Annotated in this window: 12 protein-coding genes and 1 pseudogene; 10 read left to right on the top strand and 3 right to left on the bottom strand. The window is 62.3% G+C overall.

The annotated features are described in order from the left end of the window. Positions 1 to 15: 15 nt before the first annotated feature. The 7 genes from ACZYYX_RS19870 (at position 16) to ACZYYX_RS19840 (ending at position 4,809) form a co-directional block, all read left to right on the top strand. Positions 16 to 444: a GlcG/HbpS family heme-binding protein gene (locus tag ACZYYX_RS19870; protein ID WP_463816311.1), complete on the top strand. Its 429-nt coding sequence runs from the start codon at positions 16 to 18 to the stop codon at positions 442 to 444. After that, positions 441 to 1,202, top strand: coding sequence for an SDR family NAD(P)-dependent oxidoreductase (locus tag ACZYYX_RS19865; protein ID WP_463816310.1), 762 nt, complete (start codon positions 441 to 443; stop codon positions 1,200 to 1,202). Before ACZYYX_RS19870 ends, ACZYYX_RS19865 begins: the two co-directional genes overlap by 4 nt. Then, positions 1,196 to 1,675: a flavin reductase family protein gene (locus ACZYYX_RS19860; protein ID WP_463816309.1), complete on the top strand. Its 480-nt coding sequence runs from the start codon at positions 1,196 to 1,198 to the stop codon at positions 1,673 to 1,675. Before ACZYYX_RS19865 ends, ACZYYX_RS19860 begins: the two co-directional genes overlap by 7 nt. A gap of 43 nt (positions 1,676 to 1,718) precedes the next feature. Then, a complete protein-coding gene (locus tag ACZYYX_RS19855; protein WP_463816308.1) occupies positions 1,719 to 2,333 on the top strand; it encodes a 3,4-dihydroxy-2-butanone-4-phosphate synthase in 615 nt (204 codons plus the stop codon). A gap of 221 nt (positions 2,334 to 2,554) precedes the next feature. Continuing rightward, on the top strand, positions 2,555 to 2,782 hold the full coding sequence (locus ACZYYX_RS19850; protein ID WP_463816307.1) for a hypothetical protein: 228 nt from the start codon (positions 2,555 to 2,557) through the stop codon (positions 2,780 to 2,782). A 434-nt stretch (positions 2,783 to 3,216) separates the two neighbouring features. Further along, on the top strand, positions 3,217 to 3,423 hold the full coding sequence (locus ACZYYX_RS19845) for a hypothetical protein (protein WP_463816306.1): 207 nt from the start codon (positions 3,217 to 3,219) through the stop codon (positions 3,421 to 3,423). Positions 3,424 to 3,477: 54 nt separating this feature from the next. After that, positions 3,478 to 4,809, top strand: a complete 1,332-nt coding sequence (locus ACZYYX_RS19840) for an MAC/perforin domain-containing protein (protein WP_463816305.1) — start codon at positions 3,478 to 3,480, stop codon at positions 4,807 to 4,809. A 539-nt stretch (positions 4,810 to 5,348) separates the two neighbouring features. On the opposite strand, the pseudogene ACZYYX_RS19835 reads toward ACZYYX_RS19840, so the two are convergent. After that, positions 5,349 to 5,877 (bottom strand): annotated as a pseudogene (locus tag ACZYYX_RS19835) (transposase); the annotation flags it as partial. A 163-nt stretch (positions 5,878 to 6,040) separates the two neighbouring features. Between ACZYYX_RS19835 and ACZYYX_RS19830 the strand changes: the two are divergent. Together ACZYYX_RS19830 and ACZYYX_RS19825 are read left to right on the top strand one after the other, a co-directional pair. Beyond that, positions 6,041 to 6,814, top strand: coding sequence for a hypothetical protein (locus ACZYYX_RS19830; RefSeq protein ID WP_463816304.1), 774 nt, complete (start codon positions 6,041 to 6,043; stop codon positions 6,812 to 6,814). Between the two features lie 167 nt (positions 6,815 to 6,981). Then, positions 6,982 to 10,911 carry a Clp protease N-terminal domain-containing protein gene (locus ACZYYX_RS19825; protein ID WP_463816303.1) on the top strand — a complete coding sequence of 1,310 codons (3,930 nt, stop codon included), beginning with the start codon at positions 6,982 to 6,984 and terminating at the stop codon, positions 10,909 to 10,911. On the opposite strand, the gene ACZYYX_RS19820 is transcribed toward ACZYYX_RS19825, so the two are convergent. Further along, positions 10,908 to 12,266, bottom strand: coding sequence for a CHAT domain-containing protein (locus ACZYYX_RS19820; RefSeq protein ID WP_463816302.1), 1,359 nt, complete (start codon positions 12,264 to 12,266; stop codon positions 10,908 to 10,910). The two genes, ACZYYX_RS19825 and ACZYYX_RS19820, sit on opposite strands and share 4 nt — an antisense overlap. Before the next feature lie 127 nt (positions 12,267 to 12,393). Then, positions 12,394 to 12,990, bottom strand: coding sequence for a hypothetical protein (locus tag ACZYYX_RS19815; protein ID WP_463816301.1), 597 nt, complete (start codon positions 12,988 to 12,990; stop codon positions 12,394 to 12,396). A 477-nt stretch (positions 12,991 to 13,467) separates the two neighbouring features. Between ACZYYX_RS19815 and ACZYYX_RS19810 the strand changes: the two genes are divergently transcribed. Next, positions 13,468 to 15,621 carry a hypothetical protein gene (locus ACZYYX_RS19810; protein WP_463816300.1) on the top strand — a complete coding sequence of 718 codons (2,154 nt, stop codon included), beginning with the start codon at positions 13,468 to 13,470 and terminating at the stop codon, positions 15,619 to 15,621. The last annotated feature ends 259 nt before the right edge of the window (positions 15,622 to 15,880 follow it).

Below are 15,880 nucleotides of genomic sequence, written 5' to 3'. Positions count from 1 at the left end.
AAAGCGAACGGACACATGGAATCTCAGAGTTTCACCACCAGCGCCATCACCCTTGCTGCGGCCAATTCCGCGATCGACGCCGGCTTGGCCAAGGCGCGAGAGATGAACATCGCGGTGACCATTGCCGTCACCGACCCCAACGGTGTGCTCAAGGCCTACCAGCGGATGGAGGGCGCTTCTGTCCTGTCGACCGACGTCGCCGTCCGAAAAGCGCGCACTGCCGCGACATCCGGATTCAACACCGGCGAATTCTTCGAGTTCATCAAGACCGACCCCGCGCTCCTATACGGGATGACCAACGTTCCCGGATACGCGGTGTTCGGCGGCGGTGAGCGCATCAGCGACCCCAACCTCGGCGTCATCGGCGCGGTCGGCGTCAGCGGTGCCCACTACAGCGAGGACGAACAGGTCGCGCTGGCGGCGGTGAAGGCGGTGTTGGTATGAGCACCCGACCCTTGGCCCTCGTGACCGGCGCGGGCGGCGGAATCGGCAGGGCGACCTGCCTCGCGCTGGCGGCGCGGGGGTACTCCTTGGTCATCACCGATGTCACCAAGGCCTCTCTGGATGGGACGCGAGCGGCCGTCGACCATCTCGATGTGCCTGTCGAGGCAGCTCTTGGCGACGTCACCTGCGACGAATTCCGTTCGCAGCTCGGACAACTCGTCACCCAACAGGGCGCCGCGCTCGCGGGCCTGGTGAACAATGCAGGCGTCATCTCCGGCCTCCCTCTCACCGAGACCACGTACGAGGTGTGGGACCACCTCATGGGGGTCAACGCCAAGGCGATGTTCTTCCTGATCAAGGACATGCTGCCGTACCTACGCGCCGCGCGGGGCAGCGTCGTGAACCTGTCGTCGACGGCGGGCCTCGTGGCGTTCCCGTCAATGCCTGCCTACGTGGCATCGAAGACCGCATGTGTGGGACTAACGCGCGCGCTGGCGATGGATCTCGCCGAGGACCACATTCGGGTCAACGCTGTCTGCCCCGCGACGATCGACACGCCGATGCCCCGGGCATACCTGTCCGGAGTGCCTGAGAGCGCGCGCGATGATGCCGAAAAGGCTTTCTTTGCAAGGAACCTCATCAAACGCTTCGGAACGCCAGACGAGGTGGCGTCGGCGATTTGCTATCTGTTGTCACCTGACTCGTCGTTCGTTACTGGTGTCGCCTTCCCGGTCGACGGTGGGGTAACGGCATGGTGATTACCGCTCACGCGCTCCGGAGGGCGTTCGCCCACTACCCGACCGGAGTCGTTGCCGTTGGCGCTGTCGTCGGCGACGCACCGGTCGGCATGACGGTCAGCTCGTTCGTGTCGATGTCGCTCGACCCACCACTGGTTTCCATCTCCGTTGCGAACTCGTCGACGACGTGGCCGATCCTGCGCGATGCCGCGTTTCTCGGTCTGACCGTCCTGACCGAGGGGCAAGAGCACGCCAGCCAATCCCTTTCCACGCGAGGCAGCGACCGCTTTGCCCATGTCGAGTGGCAGGCCGGCGAGGACGGTGCTCTCTTCATCGTCGGCGGCTCCTTGCACATCACGGTGGGTATAGAAGATATCGTGCCCGCGGGCGATCACCAGCTCGTGCTGCTGCGCATCGTCGATATCAGCGCCGACGAGAACGGCCGCAGACCATTAGTTTTTCACGGATCGTCGTATCACCGCCTCCTGCACTGACCACACATCGTCGTCAAACTCATTGGGACAGGGAACAACCGCTATGAGCACAGCTGTCATCGCCGGATATCAAGTGAGTTCAGCGGCCGACTTTCCGCCGGGCCTCGTCGCTGAATTCATCGGCCGGGGTGTTGCAATAATGATCACCGAACCCGTTGCTGCACTCGTCTTTCCAGCTTCTGCGGCCACACCATCGCAGGTCGGTTTCGCGGTCCGGCATTCGACCGGACTCATCCACGCCGTGATGCAATCGTCGAGACTGGACCGCCTTCGCATCCCGGATCAACCCGTTCTAGGCTCCGAGAACAACGGGTGCAGATTTACCGTCGCCGTCGACGCCGCCTGCAACATCGGCACGGGAATATCGGCCCGCGACCGCGCGCGCACGCTACGGGTCCTCGCCGATCCCGAATCAGTGCCGGCCGATGTGACCCGGCCGGGCCACATCTTGCCCATCCGATGCGCTGACGACGACCCAGCGGACGCGACGGACCGCTGGAGCATCGCGATGAGATTGGTCGCGATGGCCGGCTACCAACCGGTCGCCGCCGCATGTGAACTCGTCACTGATGAGGGAGACGTCCTCGCAGGGGACGCCGCCCGGCACTTCGCCGCACGGCACGCGTTCCCCGTGGTGGAGATCGCGTCAATTATGTAGTCGAACAACAACTTGCGCCTCATTTACTCGATGTCATGGCGACTGCGATCGACGACGAGATTGTGCACTGGAGAGGCGTACCTGGTCGAACGCCCGTCACTATCGCGACGCATTGAAGGTGTTGTTGGCCAACGGCAAATCGACCCAACGCTGACCGGGGCTTCGCCTCCCGGCGGCGTTCAACACCCGCTCGTCGGTGGCCAGGCCAGCACCCTGGCGACTTGCGCCACCCCTACGCCCGCATGCTGCCCGGTATCCGCGGGTCGCGGCTGGCGGTGGTGCGCGCGGAGGCGAAGTTCAAGTACGACGACCACAACCCCGTCGAGCACCGCCAACGCGTCATCGCCAACCTCGAGACCCGCGACCGCGGCCTTGACAGCGGTGCGGCAGTCCAGCAGCGACGGCGCCTGGCGGCGATCGGGGACTGGAAGTCCTTCCGCCGCCCCTGATGACCGCCTCGTCTCGGACGGGTTGCCGGTTCTGTTTCCCGTGTTGCCATTCGCGTTGGAGATGTGGACGCTGCGGCGGATGAAGCCCGCCGTGATTCGGCACCTCCACAGGCACGCGGCCGCGGCGCGAACAGCGGAACGGGCGGTCGGACGACGCTCAACGCAGATCGGGCGTCATCGAGGTCGCGGAAGGCGGTGGCTCGGTCGGCTTACCGGGGGAGGCCGGGTATGCACACGCAGCCGACCACGGCATGCAGGATCAGGAACGCCGATCCGTGCGCTCTCGGTCCTATCGGTGCCACATCGTGCCAAAAACGAGTAGTTGACTACTCACGCCCGCGAGCCGTCAGCCGTACACGCTTGAGAAAGTCAATGACCTAGCGAAAGGCACACTCGTGGCGCCGCAACAACGAACCCTATCCTTCACTGACGGCATGGCACTTGGCCTCGGTATCAACGACCTGACGGGCGAGGTGGGCACGCTCGAGTCCGTCACCTTTGCCGACATCGAGGTTGCCGCCGGCGATGAGGGCATGGAAGCCCATTACGACACCACTTTGATCTACTCCGCCGAACAGATGTATGAGTCACTCGGCGTGAGTGTGGCTGTGGAAGGTCGCTATGGATTGTTCAGTGCATAAGGAAAATTCAAATTCGCCGAGGAATCGCGCTTCAACTCGACCTCGACATTCCTGGTGGCCAGGGCCGACATCCAGAACGCTTTCAAACGCATCAAGGCCCCGGTCCCTGTCGCGGACGCGGCGCAGCTGATCGCCGACGGCAAGCAGGACCTGTTTCGTAATCGATACGGCGACTTGTTCATCCGCGGAATCAAGACCGGCGGCGAGTACATCGCCGTTCTCTCCATCACTTCACAGGAGCAACAGACTCAACGCGACCTCGCCGTTTCCTTGAAGTCCAGCTTCGACGGACTGCTGGCCTCAGGCTCGATCGACGCCAGCGTGCAAACGAAAATGTCCGAACTGAGACAGCGCTCAGAGGTCCGCGTGTCGATCTACCAGAAGGGTGGGTCCGGCGACCAAATCTCCTACACGGGAACGATCGAAGAGGTCATGGCCCGCTTGAAGACCTTTGCCAACTCAGTGCAACAGAACCCCAAGGCGTACTCGGTGCAAGCCGCCTCCTACGACACCCTCGTATTTCCCGCAGCGCCAAACTGGTTCGACCTCAAAAGGCAACAGCAGGTGCTCGAAGACAGCATGAAGAAGCGCCTCCAGCTCCTACAGATCCGCAACGATCTGGAAGTCATTCAGTTGCGCCCGGAATACTTTGTTTCCCCTCCCGACGCCGCTACCGTCTCCACGTGGAACACCGCGATCACCGCAGAACTGAATGCGTTGGATCGTCACGTGTCCGAGGTAGTCGACAGCATCTCTGCCGCCGAGTACTTCACCCTCACCCTTCCTGACGGCCTGAAGATCCCGGAACGGATCGAGCACTCCAGCGAGCAGGTCGAGGTGTTCACCCACGCCGACTACGCAGCGGACTGGCAGGGCATTCCTGGCCGATCGCAGAAGCTCTCTTTAGGTCGCTATGACGACTCCAAGGGACAGATTCTCGTCGGCAACGATCAGATCAGTGCGCTCAAGGTTCCCGACGGTCTCGCCGTGCGGGGGTACGACCACGCCTGGTTCCAGGGCGCGTTCATCGACTTCACCGCCGATACCCCCGCGGTCCCGATGGACTGGAACGATCGCATCTCGTCGCTGATCGTCTACAAGACTGCAGACGGGCCACCCGTGATCGACTACATCGTGGCCCTGGATTACACGTGGTCACGTCCGGCACTCTTGCTGAAGGCGGGCAAGTATCCCGACCTAGCAGCTAACGCACTGGGAGTGGGCACACTTTCAACGATGCTCATCCCCACCGGCATGAAAGTCCAACTCTGGGAGAAGCCCAACTTTGAGGGTGAGACGGCCACGTTCTTCGCTGATGTCCTGGAGTTGCCTCCGCAGTGGAACAACCGCGCAGCCAGCCTCGAAGTGAGCACCTACACCGAATGAAGCCGGGCATCCGAGACTCTATCTAGAAGGATCCTGATACGTCACTGTGACGAAATGGGGTGAGGCTGGCCCGGGGTTGTGCAGGTCGGTAAGTGTGCCATCAGTGAGCTCCGTTGGCGGACAATGTGCGAGGCACGGATCACGCGACCAACGTGAAAGCGTCACGAGATGCACAGCCCGATAGTTGAGCGACTGGAAAACCGTCTGCGCTCGGTCGGGGCGCTTCAGTGAAGAAGTCGGAGATGAGCTGCAAAGCCACAGACGGAGACTTGTGTCCGATCCGGAACTAATTGAGACCGGGTGAGTGCGCTTACCTGGGCACTCTCAGATGGTTTTGGACGGGATCGTCGCCGTTTGTCCAGAACCAACCGAGAGTGCCGGACAGAATCCAGAATGAGACGATAGTGCCGGACAGCATCCATTCGCCGACGCTGTGCGACCACGCTGATCAAGTCGTGGGGCCTGCTGGACGATTAGCAAATGGTCAAGTCCAGAGGTGTGGTGTACGACGTCGTCGTGTGATTCTTCGTGGTGATGGTTCAGGTGGTCAGTGCCACGGGGGCATCCTCCTGTTCTGTGGGCGGGGTCTGGTCCGCGCGTGATTTGCTCAGGACGTCGAAGCCGAGGCAGCGGCGGGATTCAGCCCATTCGTCGTGTTGTTCGGCCAGCACGGCGCAGACAGGGCGGATGAGGGCATCGCGGTTGGGGAAGATACCCACGACGTCGGTGCGCCGCCGGATCTCCTTGTTGAGCCGCTCCTGGGGATTGTTTGACCAGATCTGGCGCCAGATTTGCTTTGGGGAACGCGGTGAACGCCAGCAGGTCCGCGCGGGGTGTATCGAGGTGCTCGGCCCCCTTGGGACGCTTGTCTGACAACGCAGCGACAATCCGATCATATTGTGCAGCAACGGAGTCAGCGTCGGGCTGGTCGTAGACCGAGTGCAGCAGCGTACGCACTCAGGGCCAGGAAGACTTCGGGGTGAGGGCCATCAGATTGGTGGCGTAGGGCGTACGGCGGCGCTGCCGGGCTGCGCCGGGCAAGGTCGCCCCAATCGCCGCCAGACCACCGGCGGCGGGACGCGACCCGAAAGGCCGTGCCGTTCGGGATTCGATGGGGTCACACCTGGAAACGACCTTTACCTCAACGGTTTACTCAGTTCCGACGATGGCACGCCGCGCGAGCTGAGTCGAATCACGCCAGGCACCGCTAATGTTCCCTCCAAGTTGACATGTGAAAGCCTTGCCGAACGGAGATCTCTCGATGAGATGTGTAATCTGCCAACAGGATGCGCCGCAGCTCTGGCGTCTACCCGTGCTGTCGCCGTTTGCGGTGCGGGTATTCGAACCGACCGGCACCATTCCTCAGATCCATCACTACCGAGTCGCTAACAACTCGCCCACTCCGATCGCAGTGCCGGTCTTGATGAACGAACTCAGCGTTGGTGACTTCTGTCAGCGATGCGCAGAAACCGTCAATTCGTTGATCGAACAACCCGCCGAGGATGCTGTGCCGGGAATGTCGGCACTGGCTCCTTTCAATGTCACAAGCACGGATGCGGCAGCTGTGACACGCTGGGTTCTGAAAACCCTGATTCTGCAGGGCGCTTCGCAAGCTGCGACCGTCGACCCGACGAACGCATCGTTCTTGAGAGCGACGTTGGGATCGTCGCTACCCGGGGTCATGATGGTGGTTGCACGGTCCGAACCGGAGAAGTACGCGATGCCGATTCAACTCGCATTCGGATCGACGGATGGGCACGCATTCATCGGGGCCCTCGGTCTGCCCAGTGTGTGCTTTCTCCTTGCTCTGGGGACATCAGATCAGCTGTTCAAGTTGGCGACGGACCTGGTTGTGGCGGAACTGCGCCGACTCGGAGGCGCAGGCGTGGTGCAGATGTGGCCACAGCATGGCGGCGCGATGGCGTGGCCGCCTACCACACAGGTCAGTAACGAACTTTTTCCCTCTGTGATCAGAGGCATCAAGAACGCACTGCAGCCGGGCTGATTCGAATCCGCTAGTCACTCCGGCACCGGTGACTTCAGACTCGGAGCGAACGTGCGAAGTAGGATGCTCGATGGAGGATCGGATCGCAGCTCTTGCTGCTTCGCCGCCGCCCAGGGGGCGGAGCCCAGAGAACCAAGCCCGCGACGGCTCTGGAGGGGAGCAAACTCATGAGTCACCCGTTCACGGATCAGTGGGAACTGGCGATGCGAACTGCCGCGAAGGCCGCGGCCGATCTGGGACACACTGCGTTGTCACCGGATCATCTACTACTCGCGTTGGTCGAGATGGGCGACACGAGCGCCGCCGAGGCCGCGATGGCGGTGGGCGTCACGGTCGATGCGATCCGGTGCGAGATCGCCTCTCGGCAATCCGCGGACGATTCGTCGGTCGACGCCGTGATCGCTTCGGGCGTCGCGATTTCCAGGGCTCTCGACCACAACTTCCTCGGCACCGACCATCTACTCCTCGCGCTCTCCGCTCAAGTAAGTGTGCCTCCGACGCTCTCTGCCGAGCGGATTTATGCGCAGTGGCGGCAGACGCCTCTCGACCAAGACTGCGCGGCTGTCAGCCACTACCTGCGTGGCCTCGTCTGGCGTGTTCACGGACGCTCAGCGAAAGCCTCGGCCGCCCTTCAACATGCGCTGTCGGCCTACAAGGCCAGCCATGCGCGGCGCACCGCCTATGTCGAATTCAACTTGGCACTAGTCAGTCTCGCTGACGACAACCACGTCCAGGCAGCGGCGTATCTCAGATCTTGCGTCTCTTCGTTCGAACGACCAAGCGATCTACTCGCCGATGACGGAGCGGAGTACGTCGCGGCGCATGCGAGATACTACTTGGCGCGAATCGCTCAGCTGTCCGGTGCGCGTGCAATATCCGAGCAGGGATATGAACACGCCTTGGCTACGTATGTCTGGCAAGGCGGCTCAGACGGATATCTTGCACGGACCGCCGAGCGCCTCGGCGAGTTGGCTGCATCATCTGGACACTACGAGCGAGCGATCGAATTGGTTCGTGCAGCGGCCAGAGCCCGCAGCACCGACGCGCTCGAGGTGAATGTTGCCGGTGAGTCGGATCGAGTTGATCAGCTCGTCGTGCTGTACGACGACGGCATCCGGGCGCGCTTTCGAGGGGCAGGGTCATGGGATTCGTTCAGAGCCGGTAGCGAAGCGCTCCGATCCGCAGCCGAATGCCACAGCAGGCGGCAATTCGACGAAGGCATTGCCGCAGCCAAGAGTGCACTTCGTCTCATGCAGGCTGCCGGGCATCCCAAGTACATCGCCGACGCACGGTACTGGATGGCACTGTGTACGGCGGGTGCGGACGGCACCATTGCGAACGCCGTCGACCTGTTGAGAACGGCCTACGGAACGTATTTGGAGCATAAGCTCTTCGCGGCGGCCACGCAGGCGGCGACGGCGCTTGGCGACCTGCGATCCGCCGCGCAATCGTGGACGTTGGCTCATGAACACTACTCTTCGGCGTACGCCGCCGCTCTGCGGAGCGGCGACCGAGCAGCGGCGGCGCATGCTGCAGTGCTCAGCGCGCGCATGCTCACGAAAACCGGACAGCACGCGGATGCGCGCGTCGAACTCGATTGTGCGTATCGCCTATACAGTAATTGCAGTGACCTGCGCCGGGGAGATACTGCGATGGAGAGGGCCCGCGCCGTCGCTGCGACCGACGCGTCATACGAAGCCGTAACGGCTTCGTATGTTGCCGCCGACGAGGTGTGTGCCAGCATCGGGGACCTAGTGGCCGCGGTACGCGCGAACATCGAGCTAGCGGTGCATGCCACCCGACGCGGACGATTCGACGACGCCTATGCGCTGAGCGAGATGGTAGTGAACCGCGTAGAGACCGCACTCCCGCGCGCAGAGATGATGGAACTGGCGTTGAACGTATCAGCGTATGTGCTGCGTTCTAGGGCTGAACAGCGTCTCGAGTCCGGCGATCACACCGGGGCCGCGAACGACAACCTGGAAGCGGTGGCGCGCTCGACACGCGCCGGCAGCGACACCGATGTCGCTCTCGGCTTCGGAGCGGCCGGCAGCGCGTACCTATTGGCCCGCGACTTCGATTCGGCCTCAAAGTATTACCGATTGAAGCTGGATCGGTGCGATGCGGTTCTGACGGATCTTGATCGTGCTCAGACATTGTCTGATCTTGGGGTTGCACTTCAGTGCGGCGGGCGCGCTGACGAAGCGCGATCAGCTCTCGAAGAGAGTCGGTCCCTGTTCATCTCGATCGGCAAGCCGAGCCTCGCCGCGGATGTCGACCATTCACTGAGGGCTGTCGACGGCATCGCGGAATCCAACCGACTTGGCGACCCGGACCTCGTGGCCCAGGCGGCGCAGGACCTCGCCGCTGCGCTCACCGCGTTGCAAGCCGGGGATGCGGCGCGCGCAGGCTCTGCAGCACAACGCGCCTATGACGTGTACTCCGCTGCCGCCCGATGGAACGACGCGGCGCAGGCGGCCGTCTACCTTTCGAGCGCAGAGCGCGACTTGGGTCACTGGCAGCAGGCACTCGACCGCATCACTCAGTTCGTCGATGCCCGCAGGCCGCTCCTCGGGGGCCGGTCCCTCGCTCGACTCGAACTCGTCGCCGGCACCGTGCATTTCGAGATGCGCAACGTCGAGGAGGCGCGGGAATACCTCACCACCGCGCTGGGTGGCTTCGAGGATCACAGGCTCTACGTCGAGTCGGCAAATTGTCAGAGAGAACTGGCCATGCTTGCTCAATCCGTCGGCGATGACGACGGTGCGGCTCAGTTCTTCGCGACTCGCGTCAAATCTCTTCGAAATGTCAAGGGCGCCGATCGCGAACTCGCGAAGGCTCTGCTGGAGTCCGCCCAAGCACAGCTGAAAGCCGGGCGCTACACCGACGTGGCGGTGGCTCTTGACGAAGCGGAGCGTCTTGCTTCCCAAGAACAGGACCCTTCGTGTTTGGCGGGATGCACAATGATGCGTGCGATGGTCGATCTCGAACGTGGCGAGCGCGCGAAGGCTCAAAAGCAGTTCGACCGGGCAGAGGCGATGTTTCGATCAGCCGGAAACCTCGACGCCGCGATGGCCGTGCAGACCATCCGTGAGACCGCGATGATCAAAAGCGGTAATGCGGAACGCGCGGTCGAAGTTCTGACGGCTAACCTCGCTGAGTTGGAGGGCCGCACGGATGTCCTGCAGCGGCGTTCCGCCGCGCAGACCCAGTACAACCTGGCCAGTGCCGAGCTCGACCTCGGTCACGTTGACGTCGCCCGCCAACACCTCAACAACGCTCGCAAGCGATTCGAGGCCCTCGGTGATACTGCTTCAATCGACGATTGCGAAATCCTCCGCGGGAACATCGAGTACAAAGCGGACAACTTCGCACTGGCAGCCGCCATTCTCACGTCTGTGCTGCCGAGATTGGACGAGGCGGACAACGATCCGAAGTTGGCGCAGACCCTATTGCACGCGGCGAATGCCTGCCGTCGATCTCAGCGGTGGAGCGAGGCGGTCGAGTACTTCGCCGACGCGCGCGACATCTATTACCGGTTGGGAAAGATTAACGAGGTCGCCGAATGCGATCTGAACGCTGCCCGACTCATGGGAAGCCAAGGCAACGCCCACCGGACGGTTCTCGACCGGCTACTGCCCGCCGCTATCTTCATCGACGCCCAAAGACTTCAATTCCCTCGGGCGGCACAGCGAGTCAGATGGAAGGGCCAGGTCAACGCTGCGTTCCAGCAGGCCCTTGAGACTTGCTACCGGGCCGGCGATGCGGCTCTCTCGAGCGAGATAATCGAGTTTGTGATCAACTCCGGGGTATACGCTGCCGGTTCGCCCGCGGATGAGGTGACGGCACCGTTTCACGACCACCTCACTGTTACGCAACTCGCTGTCTTGGGGGCAGATGAAGAAGCCGCGGAACGGAATTCGGCACTCACTATGGACGGGGGAGCGGCACGACTCCTCGCTGGCGCCGAGCTACCTATGACGGCGCCCCCGAGGTTGATCAGGCCGAACGGGAAGATGATCCTCTCGCCGTTTGTGGAATCCGCGGACTTCAAGTACGCCACGATAGATCGGCCAAGGGCGGTGCCGATCGCCTAGCCGTAGGTGGGGGGATCCGCGTTGAGCGCGGCACCGATTGCGGTCGGCCGGTAAGCGGCAGGCACCGCCGTATTGGATAACGCAGCCCAAACCACCGGCGAGTGCAACATGCTCCCCGTGTCGAGCCAGTCCGCCAGTTTGGTTCGCTGCCATTCGGCAAGGTCCTCGATCGGATCGGCCGTCGTGTGAGCGTCATCGACTCGAAGTGCCAGCTCAGTCGTGGGTGAAGCGTGCTTTGCTGGCGGTCCCAGCATGTATCGCCGAAAAGCGTTGTCTGTCGGCATGATCCAGCGGCTAGTCGTCACCAACCGGGCTCCGTTGGTGATCATCGCCATCACGAGCCCGAACGTCTCGGCAGCACGGTAATCGGCGCCTCCCTCGCACGCAATCAGTGCCACGCGGGGCGGCATCGGCCAGATGACCATGCCAGGGCGGGGATCGTCGCCGACGCCGAAGGTTCGGCGGGTCCAAACGTCTCCACACGGCATGGTGCCTTGCAGGATGTCGAGCGCGGAGAAGGGAAGGTGATCATCAATAGAGGGTTGGCCGGCGCCAACCTGCTCTGCTCGACCCCAGACCGCCGCGCTATCGGAGAGATGCAGAGATGCGGATCCGGGGTCGAAAGGCGTGCTACTCACGTGACCGAAGTAGAACAGTCGGGACGGTTTAGCGTGACGCAGCGCCTCGCCTAGGGCGATTCGTCCTACAGTCGCCTGCGCCGGGAACATCGGGACCGACGCTGTCGCCGGTTGGCGCACGTCACGCGCTGAGATGTGGGCGGTGAAGCGCGCAACGGCTTCCGTGTCCATCGTTTGCAACATCCCGGCATCGACGGCCCGATCGGGGAGTTGTGGGTCCAGCACGTACAAGGCGCGGTGCTCGGCCGCAGAATCCACGCGGTCGTCCGCGAGCTGCGACCGAACGGTCGCTGGAGGCTCGTAAGTGACGTTGGCGTACTCGAGGAGCCTGGCCCGGCCGTCGACTGTGAGGATCTCCCACGGAATCTGTGCGAGACGCTGACTGGGTGTGACCCGAAGGTGAACGGGCTTGGCCGATTTCGACCGCCTGCTTATGATCTGCTCGCGCAGCACCTCCGGAAGAACAGCACGTCCCAATGCGGTGCTCAGTGCAGCTTCCTCGACCAAATCGGCGAACGGACCGTCGCGCAGCGCCCGTGCTGTTGCTTGTGCCGGAGTCTCCCCGGGGCCCGCTACCGGGAGCGCTCGTTGAAGGACGTCCAGGAGTGGCCGCAGCACGTCGACCTGGATCTTATCGGCAAAGACGTTCTCGTCTTCGTCCAACCAACGCCAGTAGACATAGGTGTCCTCGTAGTCAACCGCTCGTAGCACGGCCACGTTTTTCAAGTGTGTCCCCCGATGTGCTTTCGAAAATGCTATTCATGCTGCGGATGTGTTCAAACCCGCTGCGGCGGTGCGATCACACGACGTCACCGTTTCGAGACGAGGAGCAACCCCGTTTAGATCAGCACGATACAGCCGGCAACAGCGAGCGCACGTCGGCAATCCGCATTCGGTGCACGGTGCCGTCGCCACCAATGACGACGAGCTGGCCCTCGTCGGAGTCGCCCACACGGCCGCAGAACTCGGCCGCCACCGTTTTAGCGCGGACCAAGGGGCTCGGCGTGGGGCCGGCGCTGCCGAGTATCACCACTGCCGAGGCCATGACAATGAGCAGGAGTCCGACGGCCGTCGCCGTTCGAGCTTTGCCCAGCGCTGATGCGCCGGCCCTGGTTGCACCGGATTCCCAGAGCCGCAGCCGTTCTCCTGTCATGTGTGCCGCTCGACCGGGTATTCCGAACGCCGCAGTCATGGCTTGCCATGTGCCGAACAGTAATGCCATGAGTCCTGTCACAATGAGCCCACAGGCAACGAGCCGCAACGGTTGGCTGAGCCTGTCCGAAAGCCCTGGGACCGCGATCAGCGATGTCACCGAAAGCAGGGATGTCAACCCGGCGAGTCCCGTCCGCCAGTTCTGCGCCACCGAACGCAGATTCGCCAACTCGGCGTATTGTAACGAATCCGCGCGCTGAGCCCATCGCTTGGCGTCGATCCCGATCATCGGCGGGATCTGCGTTTCGTCAGGACGCTTCGATCGGCGTACCGAGGGCAACTTCACAATTCGGTGACCGTCAGCCAGTACGCCCCGCAACTCACGTCGTTATCGGGGTGCCCTTTATGTGGATGGCCGCACTTGCAGAACATGGTCACGGTTTCGGTCTCGCGCGCGGTGCCACCGGCACCGCCGAGAGTCACGGCGGTGTAGTCGGTGGTCGTTGGATGGTCACAACGAGGGCACGGTCCGGACAACCGCAGAAATCCGCGTGATCTCTCCTCGGCGAAAATGGGCGCCCATCGAGGATCCGTGCATTCCGCAAAAGGGACGTCATCTGTCATGCAGATCTGATACCACACGGTCGGCTCATCGACAATAGGGCGGGGAACGAACGTGTCCGGAGCCCTGCCAAGTTTTGCGCACGTGGATTCGCGTTTCGCGGGATAGGGTCTGTCGGCAGGGTTATGGGGGAGGTCTGGTTGCATGGAATCGCGCCCGCGTTATTCGAGCCGTGATCGTCGGCTACTTGTGCCGATGGCGAGGGTCCAGTCAATCGATCCGACGACAATCGGCGTCATCCCGGCCGCTGAGGGCTCGCCAGCTTCCGCCTACCTGGGACGACATCCGGCCGACGCCGAACTGGATTCGGCTTTGACCGCCGGCCTGGCAGGTGGTCGGACGCTCATTTTCGTTGACGGCCCGCCGGTCTCGGGGAAGTCCCGCACGTTGTTCGAATCGCTTCGCCGCCATGATGAGCAGTTCGAGCCACTCGAAGTGCTGGCACCTCGCGACTACGGCGCACTTCGTGCCGTTCTCGACCCGACGTACGGCGTCGCCCCCAACGGACCCGCGGTGCTCTGGCTCGACGACTTCCTGTCCTTCCTGCGGTCGGGCCTCGAACCGTCGGACTTGATGCAGTGGCGAGCAGGCGGGCCCCGGCGCATCATCGCCGCAACGCGAAACAGTTCGCGCGATAGCGGGATCACCCAACAGTTCGCACCAATGGCAGAGTCGGTTTACCTGCCACAGACGACGGACGACGATCTACTGCCTTTGCGACCGCTGCTCTCCGAGCCGGACTACGAGGTCGCACGACAGCATGGGTGGGCCGCATACCTGATCGGTGGCCATTTTCTGGAAGACAAACTCAACTCGAGGAGACATCAGGGAGACGTCGATCAGAGCGTAGAGGGTGCAGCCGTTGCGATCGCCGCGATCGATTGGCAGCGCGCCGGCCGCGGAGACGCGATCAGTCCGGATTCGCTACGCGATCTCGCAAGCAAACACCTAGCAGACACTGCGTCGACAACCGACCCGTTGACCGCAGGCCTCACTTGGGCGCTGCGACCCGTAAGCGGCACGACAGCTCTCCTAGTGGAGGTCGAAGGAGGTTATCGCGCCACCGATTACGCATTCTGGATAAGGTCTCATCGCCAGAACGCTCCCGTGTCAGAGGCGGTTTGGGCTGCCGCCGCACAGACGAAGGTGCCGTTCTGGGCCTTCATGGTCGGACTGAGAGCACACGCGGACGGTTGGTGGGACACCGCAATCGCCGCGTTGTCTAATGCAACCAACCCGCGATCTACAGAGCTCCCCATCAGCTTGCAAATGGTCGCCTGGGCGTATCTGAGCGAGGCACTCGAGAACTCAGAGCGGTACCAAGACGCTCTCGTTGCCTCTCAGAGCGTCGTTCGAAAAGTAGAGGAACTCACATCCACTGATGAGTCGACTTATGGTGCGATGCGAGCCACAGCGCTCGTGTCGATCGGCAATCTCCATTCCAAGATCGACCCACCCGCGGGAAACAGGCGTGCACTCGAGTACTGGCAGACGGTCATCGACGATTACTTTCCAGTCCGAGAACCAAGCACGTTGCTACCGGTGGTCAACGCACTCGCCAACAAGGCCTACATCCTGTCGGAATCTGCCGATTACTCAGACTGGCGCGACGCCGCGCACTCCTACGAGTTGTTGATATCCGATTACTTCGACAAGGCGCACCCCCACTCCGACAGCGACATTCGATTTCGCGTTGCACGCTCAATGATCAGTCGTGGCGAGGTGTTGCAGCGGTGGAATCAACCGGGTGAGGACGACGACGCCCTGATCACCTATCAGCATGCACTCGATGCGTTCAAGTCGGACAGCGACCCGAAGGTACGTGATCTCACTGACGATGCGGTGATCGACGGCGCGCTCATCCTCCATCGGCGCAACGACAGATCGGAAGCGGCTCGACGTGTCGTCAGCGACGCTCTCCGCCTTATCGATCAGCGGTTGGCATCACCACCGTCGGTCTGGAGTGACGCGACAGCAACCGAATCTGCGATTCGCGTTGCGAGAACGCTGATGAACAAGGCGGTCTTCGAAACGCACCTCGGTTACGCACGTTCCGCCCTTCTCCCGTTAAAGCGCATCGCGTCCGACTACTCTCGGGCCGACGCACTACAACTACGAAGACTCGTGGCACAGGCTTTGATCAATGTCGCTTCCATATCGAAGCACTTCGAGGACACCAGCAGCCAGGCGACCGAGGCCTACCGTCGAGTGGTGCGCAACTACTCCGGGGCAGACGATCCCGTGATTGCTAAGTTCGTGAAAGTGGCCGTCGACGCGCTCGAAGCGGATTCGGCCTGAACGATCCTGATTGAACTGACTATGGATTCGGTCCCGACCTCCAGTCGACAAATGTCCGATCCGGAATAAGTTGAGACCGGGGGAGTGCGCGTACTTGGGCACTATCAAGTAGTTCTGGCCGGAGCCGTGGCCGTTTGTCCAGAACCAACCGAGTGCCGGACAGAATCCATCAGGACACGATAGCGCCGGACAACAGCGATTCGCCGACGCTGGGCGACCACGCTGATTCAGTCGCACGGCCTGCTGGGCACGGTCCTAT

The sequence above is a fragment of the Mycobacterium sp. IDUB_1 genome (assembly GCF_055419625.1).
This window is presented reverse-complemented; position numbering and strand designations above follow the sequence as displayed.

Coding starts and splice junctions, on each gene's coding strand:
- ACZYYX_RS19815 (WP_463816301.1), bottom strand. CDS start 12,990: ATGATCGGGATCGACGCCAAGCGATGGGCTCAGCGCGCGGATTCGTTA.
- ACZYYX_RS19870 (WP_463816311.1), top strand. CDS start 16: ATGGAATCTCAGAGTTTCACCACCAGCGCCATCACCCTTGCTGCGGCC.
- ACZYYX_RS19855 (WP_463816308.1), top strand. CDS start 1,719: ATGAGCACAGCTGTCATCGCCGGATATCAAGTGAGTTCAGCGGCCGAC.
- ACZYYX_RS19865 (WP_463816310.1), top strand. CDS start 441: ATGAGCACCCGACCCTTGGCCCTCGTGACCGGCGCGGGCGGCGGAATC.
- ACZYYX_RS19845 (WP_463816306.1), top strand. CDS start 3,217: ATGGCACTTGGCCTCGGTATCAACGACCTGACGGGCGAGGTGGGCACG.
- ACZYYX_RS19825 (WP_463816303.1), top strand. CDS start 6,982: ATGAGTCACCCGTTCACGGATCAGTGGGAACTGGCGATGCGAACTGCC.
- ACZYYX_RS19860 (WP_463816309.1), top strand. CDS start 1,196: ATGGTGATTACCGCTCACGCGCTCCGGAGGGCGTTCGCCCACTACCCG.
- ACZYYX_RS19810 (WP_463816300.1), top strand. CDS start 13,468: ATGGAATCGCGCCCGCGTTATTCGAGCCGTGATCGTCGGCTACTTGTG.